At 59.1% G+C, this 15,826-nt stretch carries 13 protein-coding genes; 9 read left to right on the top strand and 4 right to left on the bottom strand.

Translation table 11 applies throughout. The annotated features are described in order from the left end of the window. Positions 1–32 precede the first annotated feature (32 nt). Complete coding sequence (locus M1D99_RS12050) at positions 33–974, bottom strand: alpha/beta hydrolase (protein ID WP_458131891.1); 942 nt, start codon at positions 972–974, stop codon at positions 33–35. A 241-nt stretch (positions 975–1,215) separates the two neighbouring features. Between M1D99_RS12050 and M1D99_RS12045 the strand changes: the two genes are divergently transcribed. The 9 genes from M1D99_RS12045 to M1D99_RS12005 all read left to right on the top strand — a co-directional run bounded on the left by M1D99_RS12045 (position 1,216) and on the right by M1D99_RS12005 (position 9,706). Further along, a complete protein-coding gene (locus tag M1D99_RS12045) occupies positions 1,216–2,019 on the top strand; it encodes an RraA family protein (protein WP_458131890.1) in 804 nt (267 codons plus the stop codon). A gap of 2 nt (positions 2,020–2,021) precedes the next feature. Continuing rightward, the gene (locus M1D99_RS12040) at positions 2,022–2,468 is read left to right on the top strand and encodes a nuclear transport factor 2 family protein (RefSeq protein ID WP_458131889.1); all 447 of its coding nucleotides are present in this window, start codon (positions 2,022–2,024) and stop codon (positions 2,466–2,468) included. A 1-nt stretch (position 2,469) separates the two neighbouring features. Continuing rightward, positions 2,470–3,861 (top strand): aldehyde dehydrogenase (NADP(+)), encoded by a 1,392-nt coding sequence (locus M1D99_RS12035; protein WP_458131888.1) that lies wholly within the window; start codon positions 2,470–2,472, stop codon positions 3,859–3,861. Between the two features lie 13 nt (positions 3,862–3,874). Next, positions 3,875–4,168 carry a Dabb family protein gene (locus M1D99_RS12030; protein WP_458131887.1) on the top strand — a complete coding sequence of 98 codons (294 nt, stop codon included), beginning with the start codon at positions 3,875–3,877 and terminating at the stop codon, positions 4,166–4,168. A 55-nt stretch (positions 4,169–4,223) separates the two neighbouring features. Next, the gene (locus tag M1D99_RS12025; RefSeq protein ID WP_458131886.1) at positions 4,224–5,510 is read left to right on the top strand and encodes an MFS transporter; all 1,287 of its coding nucleotides are present in this window, start codon (positions 4,224–4,226) and stop codon (positions 5,508–5,510) included. Positions 5,511–5,562: 52 nt separating this feature from the next. Beyond that, the gene (locus M1D99_RS12020) at positions 5,563–6,375 is read left to right on the top strand and encodes an NAD-dependent epimerase/dehydratase family protein (protein ID WP_458131885.1); all 813 of its coding nucleotides are present in this window, start codon (positions 5,563–5,565) and stop codon (positions 6,373–6,375) included. Continuing rightward, the gene (locus M1D99_RS12015; RefSeq protein ID WP_458131884.1) at positions 6,372–7,463 is read left to right on the top strand and encodes a mandelate racemase/muconate lactonizing enzyme family protein; all 1,092 of its coding nucleotides are present in this window, start codon (positions 6,372–6,374) and stop codon (positions 7,461–7,463) included. The genes M1D99_RS12020 and M1D99_RS12015 overlap by 4 nt, the downstream gene beginning before the upstream one ends. Positions 7,464–7,547: 84 nt before the next feature. Beyond that, entirely contained in the window at positions 7,548–8,417 is an 870-nt protein-coding gene (locus M1D99_RS12010; protein WP_458131883.1) for an aldose epimerase family protein, read from the top strand. A gap of 35 nt (positions 8,418–8,452) precedes the next feature. Beyond that, positions 8,453–9,706 (top strand): OprD family outer membrane porin, encoded by a 1,254-nt coding sequence (locus tag M1D99_RS12005; protein WP_458131882.1) that lies wholly within the window; start codon positions 8,453–8,455, stop codon positions 9,704–9,706. Positions 9,707–9,708: 2 nt separating this feature from the next. Here the strand turns inward: M1D99_RS12005 and M1D99_RS12000 are convergent, their stop codons facing one another. From M1D99_RS12000 to M1D99_RS11990, 3 genes are all read right to left on the bottom strand, one after another. Continuing rightward, positions 9,709–11,313 (bottom strand): IclR family transcriptional regulator domain-containing protein, encoded by a 1,605-nt coding sequence (locus M1D99_RS12000; RefSeq protein WP_458131881.1) that lies wholly within the window; start codon positions 11,311–11,313, stop codon positions 9,709–9,711. A 611-nt stretch (positions 11,314–11,924) separates the two neighbouring features. Further along, complete coding sequence (locus tag M1D99_RS11995; protein WP_458131880.1) at positions 11,925–12,569, bottom strand: TetR family transcriptional regulator; 645 nt, start codon at positions 12,567–12,569, stop codon at positions 11,925–11,927. A gap of 143 nt (positions 12,570–12,712) precedes the next feature. Next, on the bottom strand, positions 12,713–15,826 hold the full coding sequence (locus M1D99_RS11990; protein ID WP_458131879.1) for an efflux RND transporter permease subunit: 3,114 nt from the start codon (positions 15,824–15,826) through the stop codon (positions 12,713–12,715).

Here is a 15,826-nt window from a genome sequence, read left to right as displayed (position 1 = left end):
GACACAAATCTAATACTAGACGTATCGTATTGTCAACGGACGGTATGATGCGGATACAACGCCGTACGTAAGGCTTGCGCAATCGCGTCATAGCAACGCTCCACCGATTCTACGCCGCTTGCACGTAAGCTGGCATGGACCAGCCCTTCGCCGACATACAACTGCGCAACCACCCCGGCCCGCTTGAGCTGCTGCACATAGTCCCGGCCTTGATCGAACAACGGATCCCACTGCGCCACGGCGATGAATGCAGGGGCCAGCCCCGTCGCAACCTCCTGCTCCAATGCCAACGCCCTGGGGGTGCGTTGGCGGACTTCATCCGGCACGTACCCGGCCAACGACGCCGCCAATCCGGATGAGGTAAGCATCGGCGCACAAGTGTGCTCGGACATGGAGGGGAAATCCTTGCGTGCGCTGAGCACCGGATACACCAGTACCTGCATGCATGGTTGCGCCAAGCCCTGTTCGCGCAACGCTACGCACAACCCCGCCGCCAGCGTACCGCCGGCACTGTCTCCCGCCACTGCCAAGCGCTCGGTGCTGAGTCCCGGCCAATGGCCTTCGCGCAATGCCTGCCAAACAGTCGACACGTCCTCCAGAGGCGCCGGAAATGGGTGCTCCGGGGCTAGGCGGTAGTTTATGGCGACTATCGCGACCGATAAGCGTCGGGCCAAGGCGAAGACGAACCAGTCATGGGTGTCGTGCGCGCCCATGCTCCAGCCACCACCGTGCAGGTACAGCACCGTCGGCCAGCCACCTCGAAGTGGCTCAGTCTCAGGTTGGTATATGCGCACCTGCAGTTCACCGAGTCGTCGGTCATCGATCAAGAGGTTTGGCGGTTGTGGTCCAGTGAAATGTCGGCAGGCATCGGCAAAGGCTTGGCGACGCGCAACCACGGTGTCATCGCGGGGCTTAAAGCGTGCGCTTGTATCGACATAGACCTGCAGGGCGGGGTCAAGCTGGTAGTCAGACATGGAGGCAAATCCGCAAGAAGACACCTATCCAGATTAACGTTCGCCCGGTCAGGACAGCGCGGGGACGGCATTGCCACCATCAGGTGAGTCTCGCGATGTGAGACAGCAAGCCCTTGGCAGGGCCCGCGGCGTTTTGCCATTGCCGGCCATGGGCCTAGCATCGCCCCATCGCTCGCCTCCCCAGGTGATTGTCACCACGAGCAGAACTTACCCCGTCGTCACGGGATGCCAGGAGAACCGAATGGCTATTCACCAATACGCTGAAGCAAACGAGAACACAGCCAAGCGCAACGTTACCGTCAGCGACCAGACACTGGAAAAGCTGGCCTGTTGCTCCAGCGGCTCCTTGACCACCCAGCTGTTCAAGCGCGGTTATCGCCAGCCAGCTTTTGTCGGTCTCAAGGCCATGAGCCGCACTGCCAAGCCGTTCGCCGGGCGTGCGTTCACCATGCGCTTTATTCCGGCGCGTGAAGACATCGACACCTACGGAACCATGACCACCAAACCAAACGGCGATAACCTGCAATGGCAAGGTGTGGAGCAGATCCAGCCGGGCGACGTGCTGGTGATCGACAGCCGTAACGACGCCGCTGCCGCGTCCGCGGGCAACATCCTGGTGACCCGCCTGCTCGCTCGTGGTGCCCGTGGCATCGTGACCGACGGTGCTTTGCGCGACGGCAGCGAGATCGCTGAACTACCGCTGCCGGCCTACGCTCGCGAAATAGTCGCCACCACGCGCATCTCCTATCACCACGTGGCCGACCTGCAAGTGCCGATTGGCTGCGCCGGTATTGCCGTGTACCCCGGTGACGTAATCGTTGGCGACGCCGATGGCCTGACCCTGGTGCCCGCGCACCTGGCCGAAGAACTGGCCGAGGTATGCCTGGAACAGGACGACATTGAAAACTACCTGGCCATGCGCATCGCCGCCGGCGAAGCCCTGTGGGGCGTGTACCCGCCAAGCCCGGAAGCGGTAGCAGCCTATCAGGACTGGGTGGCTTCGGGCCGCCCACACATCCCGTCGATCATCGGCAAAGGGATTTGATCATGGCCGAGCATAAACACGCCCAGACCATCCGCCGCTACTTCGACGCGTGCAATGCAGCGGACTACGACGCGCTGGTCAGCTGCTTCACCCCGGACGCCGTGCATTACTTTCCGGACGGTCTGCCGGAGATTCCGTGGCGCACCGCCGACACCATCGCGCGCAAGTGGCAGTGGTGCGTGGCAAACCTGGGTTCGCAGTGGACCATCGAGAAGATTCTGGTGAGCCACGACAGCGACGAAGCTGTGATCGAGTGGACCCACTGGAAAAGCAAGTTAGGCACCGCCCTGCGTGGCGACGAGTGGTACATCTTCGACAAGGACACCGGCCTGATCAGTGAGATTCGCGCCTACTACGCCTCGCCTGCCAAGCAAGACGTGACCATCAATGAACTGGTGGCCTTCGACTACGAAGGTCGCGGCTACCACTTGAAACCCTTGGAGGCTTGAGGTGAGTGAACATTCTATAGTCGACAGCGCCGTCGCTCTGGCCCGCGCTGCCGCGCCGCAGTGGGCGCAAGCCACCGCAGCCGTGCGCGCCAACTTGCTGCACGGCCTCGCCGATGCGCTGGAAGCCCACAAAGACAGCCTGATTCCCTTAGCTGACGAAGAAACCCATCTGGACGCCGGGCGCCTGGGCGGTGAAATCGCTCGCACGGCTTTCCAACTGCGCGGGTTTGCCGATGGCCTCGCCAGCGGGCCGGCCTATAACCGCGTCGTTGACGACGCCGTGGCCGGCGCACCGCCTGCCGGACACCCGCAACTGACCCGCGTGCTGCGCCCTTTGGGCCCTGTGGCAATGTTCTCGGCGAGCAACTTCCCGTTCGCGTTCTCCGTGCTCGGCGGCGACACCGCATCGGCCCTGGCGGCAGGATGCCCGGTGGTAGTCAAGGCCCACTCCGGCCATCCGCGCCTGTCCCAGGCCGTGTTTGATCTGGCCCGTGAGGTGGTGCGTACCCAGGGCCTGCCTGAAGGCTTGCTGACCTTGGTAGATAACGCCAGCCGTGGCGCCGGCGGCTATTTGGTGCAACACCCAGACATCGCTGCAGTGGCATTCACCGGCTCATTCCAGGGTGGTACGGCCTTGTGGAGACTCGCCAATGAGCGCGCACGTCCGGTGCCATTCTTTGGTGAGCTGGGTTCGATCAATCCGTTGGTGGCCTTGCCTGCCGCACTGGAGCAAAACAGCGCCGAACTGGCCAACACACTCGCCGCTTCGATCACCATGGGGTGCGGCCAGTTCTGCACCAGCCCAGGCTTGATTGTGCTGCTCGAAGGCGCGATCAGCGAGGGATTCATCGGCCAACTCTGTGAAGCACTGGCGCCGATCCAACCCCACGCCATGCTCACCCCCGGCATGCGCCAGGGTTTTGAGGCGGCCAGCGCCCATGTGGCGAGCCATGCCACCACCCTGCTCGCCCCCGGTCCGGATGCACAAGGCCCGTCGCCACGGGTGTACGCCACCGATGCGGCGACATTTACCCAGAACCCGGCGCTGCGCGAAGAAATGTTCGGCCCCGGCGCATTGGTCGTGAAGGCGCGTGATCTGGCGCAGGTGCACCAGGTCTTGCAGGCTGTCGGCGGCACGTTGACTACCACGCTGTGGGGCGCCAACCAGGACACCCCAGCCAACCGCGCATTGGTGCAAGCCGCTGAAGCGGTATCAGGTCGTGTGCTGTTCAGCGGAGTGCCTACCGGTGTGGCGGTTTGCGCCGCTCAGCAACATGGCGGTCCATGGCCGAGTTCCACCACACCACAGACTACCTCGGTCGGCTACGCCGCTATAGAGCGCTTCCTGCGCCCGGTGGCCCTGCAAGATGCACCGGCCTGGGCCCAGGTATAAGGAGGCTAGCGCCATGATGCGACACCTCGTCATGTTCCGCCGTCTACCTGAGGTAGCGGTGAATCAGGATCTGGAACAGCAACTGGTGCAGCGTATGCAGCGCCTGCCGGAACAGATCGATTTCATCCGCGACTGGACCGTCGCGGCCAATGAGCTGGATCGTCCTATTTGCTGGGACTACCTGCTTGACTCAAGCTTCGACGATGCCGACGCGGTGGAGCGTTACCTGCCCCACCCGGCTCACCAGGCGCTCGTCAAGGACCTGAAGCAGTACTTCGAATGGGTTGCTGTGGACTACACCTGCTGAAACCCGCTCGACCACAACAATAGGCGCGCCCCAACGAGGGCGCGCGGAGACAGCGATGAATAACAACAAACCCTATCGTTGGGTGATCTTGACGATGCTGTTCCTGGCCATGGTCATCAACTACGTTGACCGTGCTGCACTGTCGATTGCAATGCCCTTCATCACCCAGGATTACCACCTGACACCGTCGGAGAAGGGCCTGATCTTCTCCAGTTTTTTCTTTGGTTATGCATTGTTCTGTTTTGTCGGGGGCTACCTGGCCGACCGCTTTGGGCCCAAGCGTGTGCTCACCTGGTCGATGGGTTTCTGGTCGGTGCTCTGCGGTTGTACTGCCCTGGCGTTCAATTTCTGGTCGTTGCTGATCGTGCGCGCCTTGTTTGGCGTGGGCGAAGGCCCGGTCAGTACCACAGCCAACAAAGCTATCAACAGCTGGTTCCCCATCAAAGAACGTGCCCGTGCCATTGGATTTGCCCAGGCCGGCGGCCCACTGGGAGGCGCACTGGCGGGACCAATCGTCGGTTTCCTGGCCCTGTGGTTGGGCTGGCGCGTAGCGTTCGTGGTGATTGCCAGCATCGGCATCCTGTGGGCCATCGCCTGGTTCCGCATGGCCGCGTCCACGCCCAAGGAACACCCCAAGGTAGGTCCGCAGGAACTGGCACTGATCAACGCCGACCGTGAGGTGCCGGTGCAGGCGACAGCAGATGCGCCACGCACGCCAGTGATGCAGATCATCATGCAACGCGCGGTACTGGTCACCGGTGTCTCACTGTTTTGCTACAACTACATCCTGTACTTCTTCATGACTTGGTTTCCAAGCTACCTGATCGACGCCAAGGGCATCGACCTCAAGTCCATGAGCATCGTCACCGCCCTGCCGTGGTTTGTCGGCACCCTCGGCTTTATCGCCGGCGGCGTGTTGATCGACTGGGTCTTCAAGCGCACTGGCCGCCGGTTGTTCTCGCGCAAAGTGGTGCTGGTAACTTGCTTGCTGATCGCTTCGTGCTGCATCGGTATCACGGGCCAACTGGAGAGCGTGACGTCGACCGTGGTGGTGATGACCGCGGCGATTGGTTTCCTGATGCTTTCGGCACCGGCCTACTGGTCGCTGATCCAGGACGCGGTGCCGGACCACCAGGTGGGCACCGCCGGTGGCTTCATGCACGGCCTGGCCAACCTTTCCGGCATCGTCGCGCCGACGCTTACCGGGATTATCATTCAGAGCACCGGCACCTTCGCCAGCGGTTTTGGCCTGGCGGGTATCCTCGGCATCTTCGGTGCCTTGATTGTGGCGTTCTTCGTGACCGCGCCCAAAGCCCCGCAGGCTGTAGCAGCAACTGCCTGATTTTTTCGCCGCCCGTGCTCGGGCGGCACTGACAAGCATTCGAGTATTGGCTATGCAAACACTTCTGATCACAGGTGCCGCCGGCATCGTCGGCACCGCTCTGCGTCCTTACTTGCGCCAGAAATACCAGCTGCGCTTGCTCGACCGCCAACCAATCCATGGTCTTGAAGAAGGCGAAACTGCACTAGTGGGAGATCTGACCGACCCGGCCTTTGTCGATCAGGCCGTCACTGGCAGCCATGCAGTGCTGCACCTGGCGTGCGCCCATGGCACCGGCATCGCATTCGGCAGCACGGTGGAGCCGAACTATCACGCCACCCTTTACCTGCTCGAAGCGGCAGAACGCCACGGTGTGCAACGTTTCATCTTTACCAGCAGCCACCATGTGCTCGGTCAGTACCGCACTGACGCCGCCGATACCTTCGACGATATGCCGGCTGCTGCCGACAGCTACTACGCCTTGAGCAAAGTGTTCGGTGAAGCCGCCTGCGCCGCCTGGACCCTGCGGTATAAGCTGCCGACCTTCGTGATCCGAATCGGTAACGCTGGCGCCAAGGTCAGCGACGCCCGCCGTCTGCGCTTGTGGACCAGTGCCCGCGACCTGGCGCAGTTGGTACGTATTGGTCTGGAACATCCCGCAGTGCAGCACGAGATTGTCTACGGCGTGTCCGAGTGCCCGAACGCAATGTTCAGCAATGCCCGCGCGCGTGCTCTGGGTTATACGCCCCAGGACAATGCGGCCGAGCACCTGGCGCAGGACTTCCTCCCTTACGAGGCGATGGACCCGGCCCACTCCGGGCGTGATCATGTAGGCGGTAGCTACGCCGGTGCTGCATTGACTGCTTTGCTGGGGAACCGCTCATGAAAATCACCCGACTGGACACTTTTATTGTCGAGATTCCGTTTACCGATGGCGGCAAGGGCCACGATGTCACGCCGACGACCTGGAACACCCTGGAAAACGTACTGGTACGGGTGGAAGACGAACGCGGCAATGTGGGTTGGGGTGAGGCATTCGGTTATTTCGTCGCCGACGCCACCCGCGCACTGATCCAGCGCCTGTTTACGCCGCTGCTGGTAGGCCGCGAGGTGCAGGACATCACGCAGTGGAACCTGGATACACAACTGGCGCTGCATCTGTTCGGCCGCTACGGCGTCACCACCTTCGCACTCTCGGGTGTGGACATGGCACTGTGGGACCTCAAGGCGCGCCGTGAGGGCGTGCCGCTGCATCGGCTGCTGGGCGAAGCGAGCCGCACCTCGATCCCGGCCTATGCCAGTCTGGTGCGCTACGGCGAGCACAGCGTGGCACCGAAAGTTTGCCGGCAGGCACTGCAGCAAGGCTTCAAGACCATCAAGCTGCATGAAGTGAACATCGACGAGATCGCCCGTTGTCGTGACGCCATAGGTGCCGATACACCGTTGGCCACTGACGTGAACTGCGCCTGGAAAGTGGAAGATGTACGCGCCTGGTTGCCGCGCCTGGCAGACCTGAAGCTGGCGTGGCTGGAAGAGCCGATTTTTCCGCCGGAAGATTTCGCCACCCTGGCCAGCCTGCGCGGCGCCGGCGTACCGATCTCAGCGGGCGAAAATTGGTGCACCGCGTACCAATTCGAACAAACCCTGAAGCTCGGCGCAGTGGATTCGATCCAGCCCAGTGTGACCAAGGTCGGCGGCATTACCGAATGCCTGCGCATCGCCGAATTGGCCAGCCAGCACGGCACCGTGGTGTTGCCGCATACCCCGTATTTCGGACCGGGCCTGATCGCCACCTTGCATCTGGCGGCAGTCCAACCAGCGGTGCCGCTGGTGGAGTATCTGTATGTGCAGCCACAAGGCTGGCTCTACGACGTGCCCGGTCTATTGCATGACGGTGAGCTGAGCGTGCCGCAGGGCCCCGGACTTGGCCTGGTCATGGACATGAACGTGTTCGAGCGCTTCCAGCGTAACTGACCCCATCCCTTGACGCAGCAGCCCTCTTCGGTGCCTTCGGGCCACCGGCCGGGCTTCTGCATGCCCGAGAAACACGGAGCGACCATGCAAACCCTGGCACTGCACAACGAAGTCTGGTCCCTGAGCTTATTGCCACAATGGGGCGGCCGCGTCGCCAGCCTCAAGGTTGGCGAGCTGGATGTGTTCACCCCGCTCCATTCCGACAGCTTTGATCCGCTGGATTGGCCGCGAGGTGGCGCCTACCCACTTCTGCCCTACTCCAACCGCCTGCGTAATGCGCGCCTGAAGCACGCCGGCCTGGTCCATGCGTTGCCGGCACACCCCGCCACCCAACCGCACACGCTACATGGTGTCAGCCACACGCTGGTCTGGGAGGTGATCGAACACAGCGCCACCCACGCCCTGCTGGCGGTGGACTACAGCGGCGAACACTGGCCATGGCCGGTGCGTTTCCAGCAACGCTTCGAACTCTACGACGACGCTGTGCGCCTGCAACTGTCGGTCACGAACCTGGGCCGCACCTCAATGCCCGCGGGCCTGGGCCTGCACCCATACTTCCAGCGCCACCCCGGTTTGACCGTACGCTTCGCCCCCGCTCTGGCCTGGGACATCGACGCAGATTACCTGCCCACCGGTAGCGTGCACGAATTAAGCGAGTCGCTACTGCTGCCAGCCGATGTCGCTCATGAAGTGGCGGTTTACGGCTCGCGCTGGGACGGGCGCCTGCAACTCGATTACCCCCAGGGCCAGGTGCTGATGACGGCGGAGCAGCCGTTGAATCACCTGGTGGTTTTCGCACCACCCGGTGCGCCCTACCTGTGCCTGGAGCCGGTATCGCACCTGGCGGACGCCTTCAACACGCCACCCGCGCTATGGCCCGAGCAAGGCACCCAAGTGCTCGACGCCGGGCAAACATTGAGCGCTGCGCTTTCACTCACTTGGATCCCTGCCTGACCCGATCAGCCCCACACCGAAGGACAACAATAACAATGAACTTCTATCGCTCCCTACCTCTTCTCAGTCTGGGTCTTGCACCCGTCGTGGCCCACGCCGACTTCATTGATGACGGCAAAGCCTCACTTACCCTGCGCAACTTTTACTACAACCACGATTTGCGCGACACCAAGGCGCCAGCGCAGTCGAAAATCGAAGAGTGGGCCCAAGGCTTTATCTTCAAGGCCCAATCGGGCTACACCGACACACCCATCGGCATTGGCGTGGACGTCTATGCCGGGCTTGGGCTCAAACTCGACTCCTCGCCCGCCCGCAGCGGCAGTGAGCTACTACCCGGCTTTACCAAACGCCTGGGTGCCACCCGCAACAATGATCCGAGTTCGGTCAACGAGTACTCCGAAGGCACTGCTGCGCTCAAGCTCAAGTATTCCAAGACAGAGCTGAAGATCGGCGGGCTGTTTCCCAAAATCCCGTTGGTATATGCCGGTGACTCACGCCTGCTGCCGCAGTTCTTCGAAGGGGTGATGATCGACAGCCAGGAAGTCGACCATTTCACCTTCAGCCTCGGGCAAATGCGCCAGACCAACTACCGTGGGTTCTCCCACTCCACCGACATGCAGACCGGTAACTACCTGAACGTCAGCAGTGACCGTTTCAACTACCTGGGCACCACTTGGACACCGGTGCAGTCGTTCAGCCTGGGCCTGTGGGCCGGCGAACTGGAAAACGTATACGAGCAGCAATTGATTACCGCCTCGAAGTTCGTGGATATGGGCGCCTGGCGACTGTCAGGTACCTTGAACCATACCGACACCGGCGAAGCCGGATCAGCCCTCGCCGGTGCGCTCGACAGTCGCCTGACCTCGGCCCTGGCCAGCGCCGCTTATGGCATGCACAAAGTCACCGTGGGCTATCAGTACAACGCCGGTGACAGCGCGCTGCCGTTTCTACAGGAAACCGACCTGCCCGGCGTGGGCAACGCGATCCAGGTGATGCGTTTCGATCGTGCCCAGGAACGCTCATGGCAGGGCCGCTACGACATCAGCTTTGCCGGCTGGGGCGTGCCGGGGCTGAGCGCATTTGCGCGATATGTACACGGCGACAACTTCGAGATAAACGGCCAGCCGGGCAAGGAGTGGGAGCGCAACATCGACCTGAGCTACGTGATCCAGTCAGGTATGTTCAAGGATTTGGCACTGCGCCTGCGTAATGTCGAGATCCAGGGCGATGCGACAGGCCGGCGCGATGAGAACCGCGTCATCCTCTCTTACACGTTTGCCTTGAAATAAGCCTAGACCGGGCCCCGGGTCAGCGGTGCCGGTGCACCTTGGCTGCCGGCCGGTGTACTCATGACGGTCCCTGACCACGGGGCATTCTTGAGCGCCTGCCGGCTGACCGCCTGGCGCGATGAGGTGACAAACAGCGTGCGCCCATCGGCCGCCCCAAAGCACAGGTCGGTTGGCGACGCGACCGGTACACCGAGCATGCGCTCCAGATTGCCCTCGTGGTCGAATTTGACGATGCTCCAGCCGCCGGACAATGCCGTCCATACGCTGCCATCCGCATCCACTGCCAGGCCACTGAGTTGGCCCGAGCCTTTAGGCATGCTGGTAAAACGGCGCACTTCGCCGCCGGTACGCAGCCGATACACACTGCCCGACTCCGGCGCCAGCGCAAACAACTGCTGACGAGGCGAGTCCCAGCACAGCGCGCCAATGGCCTCGCTGATCTGCCAATGGCTGGTGAGCGTGCCATCGCGGGAGACTTCGCCGACCTTCCACTGGCCGCTGCCCATGCGGATCGCTGCCCAGACCCGCCCATCCCGATCACAGCACAGGCACGTGAGTGTGCCGAACCCCCAGGGGGTGCGGTGCCGTACCTCGCCGTTGTCGTAAAGAAAGTGTTCGTCTTCCAGCGCCACAAACAAGCCGTTCGGCGTCAGTTCCAGGCCCATGATTGGTTTTTCGGTGCGCAGCACCCGTTCGGTGCCCTCGGCGCCATGGCGATACACCGCCGGGCCGAGTTTGTCCGCCCAGTACAGGCATTGTTCACTGGCACTCCAACGCGGGTGCCCGCCCAAAAATGCCCACTGGCTACTGACCGGCTGCAATTCATCCGGGCGCGCCTCGGCCTGCTTCACCGCCAGTTGGCTGCCCACCCGCTGTGCTGACGCCGCCACTTCCGGGCCGAGTAACGTCAGGCGCTCAAGGGTCAGGCGATAGGCTGGGCCGGCGATGCTGAGCGCACCGCGTACCTGGCCCGCGCTGTCTACAACCGGCGCGGCGACACAGCGTACGCCGAGCACGATTTCTTCATCATCGATAGCGTAGCCGCGCACGCGGGTAACATTCAGCTCAGTCTGCAGACGATTACGGTCGGTAATGGTCAGCGGCGTCAGCGGCGTGAGGGTCATGTGCTTGACCAGCTCACGCCGTTCTTCATCTCCCAGTGCGCTCAGTATCGCCTTGCCCTGTCCCGTGCAATACATGGCCTTGCGCTGCCCCATAGAGGCAGCGGAGCGTCGGCTGTGAGCGCCGTCGCAACGCTCCAGCGATAACACTTGGTCACCGTCACGAATCGCCAGGTACGTAGTTTCCCCAGTGAGATCACGCAATGCACGTAGCTCGAAACTGGCAGCGGCGATTAGATCTGGCTCCATCCACGCACCACGCACCAGCTCCAGGTAACGAAAGCCTAACCGGTAGCACTTATTATTAGCGTCCCGGCGCACCATGCCGCGCTCCACCAGCAAAGCAAGCAGGCGGTAGAGCGTGGCGCGCGGCAGGTTCAACTGCACAGCCAATTGCTGGTTATCGAGGCCTTCGCTGGACAAGCCGATGGCCTCGAGGATGTCGAAGGTTTTATCGAGAACCGCGGTTCCCTTGGCTCGATCCATGCTGATCTCTACGCCGCGTTTTCTGCAGATGTATCACAGCCTGAGAAATTATCTATAGCGCACGTCGCAATCACCAGAAGAAATTCCCATGATATGAGATTCAGAGCCCTGAGTCGTCAGGTTATCTGCGGCCGGCGGTTAATGGTTTGAAGATCCGCCCAGCCTCTTTGGCAAGATCTCCGGGAACGGCAACAACGTGAAAGCGCGAGCCAATATCAATGTCCGCTACACGGTCATGGATAACCAGTAACTCGCGCCGTTTTTCGTTTTATACAGGAATAGAGGCTATGGGTAATACGCTCAGACGTACGACTGCATCCGCGAGAGACAGTTTCTTCTCAGTCAAGTGATTGCTGCTTGGCGTTAAATCTTTCGCGCTAACGAAAGTTACTCATTGCACCTCCCAATTGACCTCAGTGTAAGAGGAACATCAACCCCTGTACTATTTACAAAGCAATATCGATTCAACTAGACAAAAGGCGTTTTGACTCAATGCCAACCAACCTAGCGGTGATACGGCCTGGAACCTGAGTCAACGTGACGAAGGGCAGAACAATCAATTTCTCACTTGACTCTCTGCACCAGAACCAAGTTAGTACAACGCCAACCAATTAATCACCCTCTTCAATTCGATTTCGCAGGGAGCTAGCCGAAGCCACCACCTCGAAACTAATATCGGTTAATCGCTTGGCCTCTTGGTAAATATCGAAAATTTCTGGCATTAACAACCAATGCCTAATAACCCCTTCTACAAATGCGTAATGAAAAATAGCCGCCCTGTCTGTGTCAAGATCAGCGGGCAACAGCCCTTTTTTCACAGCACTCACAAAAATACGAGCTATGCAGATACGGCCGCTGAGAAGGAGCGCTTTGCGATTATCACGATAACTACCAAATTCATTTGTCAGTTCACAATTATAAAAGGCTATCTGATACACCCGCCGTTTTCGCGGACACGTCACCATCTGCTGAAAGAGAGTTAGCAACAAGCGACTCATTACATTCAACGGATCCTCTTCATCTTCACGCTGCCGAGACAGCTCTCCAACGGTCGCATTCAAGTTATCCAGCACGGAAATCACCAAATCCGCTTTGCTGCTGAAATGCCAATAAATTGCCCCGCGCGTTACCCCGGCTAATGCTGCGATATCCGCTAACGTAGTGCGGGCTACTCCCCTAGTGTGAAAAAGCGTCGCTGCCGCTTCCAGTATCCGATTCCGCGTTTCAAGCGCTTCTACTTTAGTACGACGAACCATAGATCAACCCCTCCCTAAGCCGCGATCATCTCATACCGGGAAAATACACCAATTTCGCCTAGTATTTAACAACAGCAGCTTGACAAAATGTACGATTATTAACGTTTCAGTAGAGCGAACTACCTAATAATCTCTCAAATGTCTTATGAAGGGTTCTCTACCTTGAACAACCTGTAAACCACAACAAAAAACAGCGGCACAAAGAAGATCGCCAAAAGGGTACCTGAGAGCATCCCTCCAATAACCGCAGTACCAAGAGCGTTTTGCGCGCCGGCCCCCGCACCGCTGCCTAATACCAGCGGCAGCACACCCAGGATGAAGGCGAACGAAGTCATCAAAATAGGGCGTAGACGCATCCGTACGGCATGCATCGTGGCCTCAAAGAGCCCTTGACCTTGGGCGTGCAAATCCTTGGCGAACTCCACGATTAGAATGGCGTTTTTAGCAGCCAGCCCTATTGTGGTCAGCAAGCCCACTTGAAAATAAACATCGTTCATTTTCCACGTCAGAAAGGCCCCCAATAGAACTCCAAAAACTCCAAGCGGTACAACCATGATGACGGCTAAAGGGATGGCCCAGCTCTCATAGAGCGCTGCCAGACACAGGAATACAAACAGGATGGACAATGCATAAAGAAGCCCTGTCTGCCCGGTCGATGACTTTTCTTGACGGGACAATCCCGTCCACTCATAACCGAAACCAGGAGGCAGTTTGGTGATTGCCTCCTCGACGATCGCCAGTGCTTCGCCGCTCGAAGCCTGCCCGGGTAAAGCCATCCCGAGAATTTCTACAGAAGGAACACCATTATAGCGCTCAAGCTTCGGAGACCCTGAAGCCCATTGCGCGCTCGAAAATGCCGTGAATGGGACCATCGTTCCCGAAGTGTTTCTTACATACCAACGACCCATATCCTGCGGCAACATGCGAAAGGGGGCGTCACTCTGGAGCATCACTTTTTTGACTCGACCCTGATCCAGAAAATCGTTTACGTAACTACTCCCCCAGGCCATAGACACGGTATCGTTGACGTCAGACATCGAGAGACCTAGCGCTCCAGCCTTATGACGATCAATCTCGAGTCCAAATTCGGGGGCATCCTCTTGGCCATTGGCCCGAACAGCGACTAGGCGCGGGTCTTTGCTGAGCGTATCCAGCAATTGATTACGCGCTTTCATCAGAGCGTCGTGGCCAAGGTTGGCACGATCCTGAAGCATAAGGTCGAAGCCGGTTGCATTGCCCAATTCTGAAACGGCGGGAGGTGCGAAAGGTACAACCTGAGCATCTCGAATCTTGCCCAAGGCTCTCCAGGCTCTATCCACAACACTGCTTACACTTAGCGCCTCATCTTTACGCTCCTCCCAGGGCCGCAGCTTGACGAACGCTAGACCGATATTCTGTCCATTACCTGCGAAGCTGAAACCGGCCACCGTGAAGAGGCCTGACACAGCCTCTTTCTCGTCAACAAGAAAGTGCTGTTCCACCTGCTTGAGCACTTCATCCGTACGCTTGGCCGTTGCACCCGGCGGAAGTTGGATGAGGGCAAAGAGCGTACCTTGATCTTCATCAGGGAGAAAACCAGCAGGCAATTTTGTGTATCCAAATACAACCAGCGCAACGATGACACCGTATATCGCCATGTAGCGCTTAGGTTTACCGAGGAGATGACTGACCCCCCGCTGATACCGGGCACTTCCCCGATCAAACGTGCGATTGAACCAGCCAAAAAAACCGCGAGTGGCGGGTTCATGCCCCTTGCCCAGGGGCTTAAGAAAGGTGGCACACAGTGCAGGAGTCAAGATCATTGCCACGAGTACAGACAACGTCATGGCGGAAACAATAGTGATCGAGAACTGACGGTAAATCACCCCCGAGGCACCTCTGAAAAATGCCATGGGTATGAATACTGCAGCCAGTACCAAAGCTACGCCGACTAGCGCACCGGTGATTTGCCCCATGGATTTTCGGGTAGCCTCCTTGGGTGAAAGACCCTCTTCACTCATGACCCGCTCGACGTTTTCCACCACCACGATCGCATCGTCGACCAATAGCCCAATGGCCAACACCATGGCAAACATCGTCAAGGTGTTGATGCTGAACCCAAAGACGGCAAGCACTCCGAACGTTCCGAGCAACACCACGGGAACCGCGATCGTCGGGATGAGCGTCGCACGGAAGTTCTGAAGGAACAGGAACATCACCAGGAAAACCAACACTATCGCCTCAACGAGCGTGCGTACCACCTCTTCAATAGAGATGCGCACAAATGGCGTAGTGTCGTAGGGTTTCTGTACCTGCACGCCTTGAGGGAAGTAGGGCTTTAACTCTTCGATGCGGGCGTCAATGGCCTTTACAGTGTCCAGCGCGTTTGCACCGGTGGCAAGCTTGATGGCCAAACCCGCGGCAGGCTTGCCGTTGAAACGGCTGGAGTTGTTGTAACTCTCACTCCCAAGTTCAATGCGGGCGATATCGCGTAAACGTATTTGAGCGCCGTTAGACTCGGTACGCAAAAGAATATCTTCGAACTCCTCCGCAGTCCGAAGACGAGTCTGAGACGTAATGGTCGCGTTGAGTTGTTGGTCGGCAATCGCTGGGAGCGCCCCTAACTGCCCAGATGAAACCTGTACGTTTTGCGCTTGAATGGCTTGCTTTACATCCGTTGGCGTAAGACTGAAGCTCGCCAGTTTGTCCGGATCAATCCATATGCGCATTGCGTATTGCGCACCAAACAGCGTGGTATCGCCAACACCTTCGACCCTACCAATGGCATCCTGGACATTTGCAGAGACATAGTCAGATAAATCTGAGCCATTCATCCTGCCGTCTTCAGAGGTGAATGCCAAAATGTTCAGGAAATTAGTGGATGACTTGACGACTTGGATGCCCTGTTGCTGCACTTCAGAGGGTAAAAGAGGCGTGGCCAGGTTGAGCTTGTTCTGCACTTGCACCTGCGCAGTATCTGGATCGGTCCCATTTTCGAACGTCAGTGTGATCGTCACCGTTCCGTTGGACTCACTCGTTGACGCGATGTAACTCAGACGATCAAGGCCCTTCATTTTCTGCTCGATTACCTGGGTAACCGTGTCCTCAAGCGTCTTGGCTGAAGCACCAGGGTAAGTGGCTGTAATAGCCACTGCCGGTGGGGCGATACTCGGATACTGCGCGATGGGTAATGTGAGAATGGAAATGAGGCCGGCCAACATCACGACAATGGCCAGTACCCAAGCAAAAATCGGGCGATCTATAAAGAAGCGTGACAT

This window comes from Pseudomonas sp. R3-41 (assembly GCF_054161485.1).
Note: the sequence above shows the minus strand (reverse complement) of the source record. Positions and strands in the feature narration are given on the sequence as shown.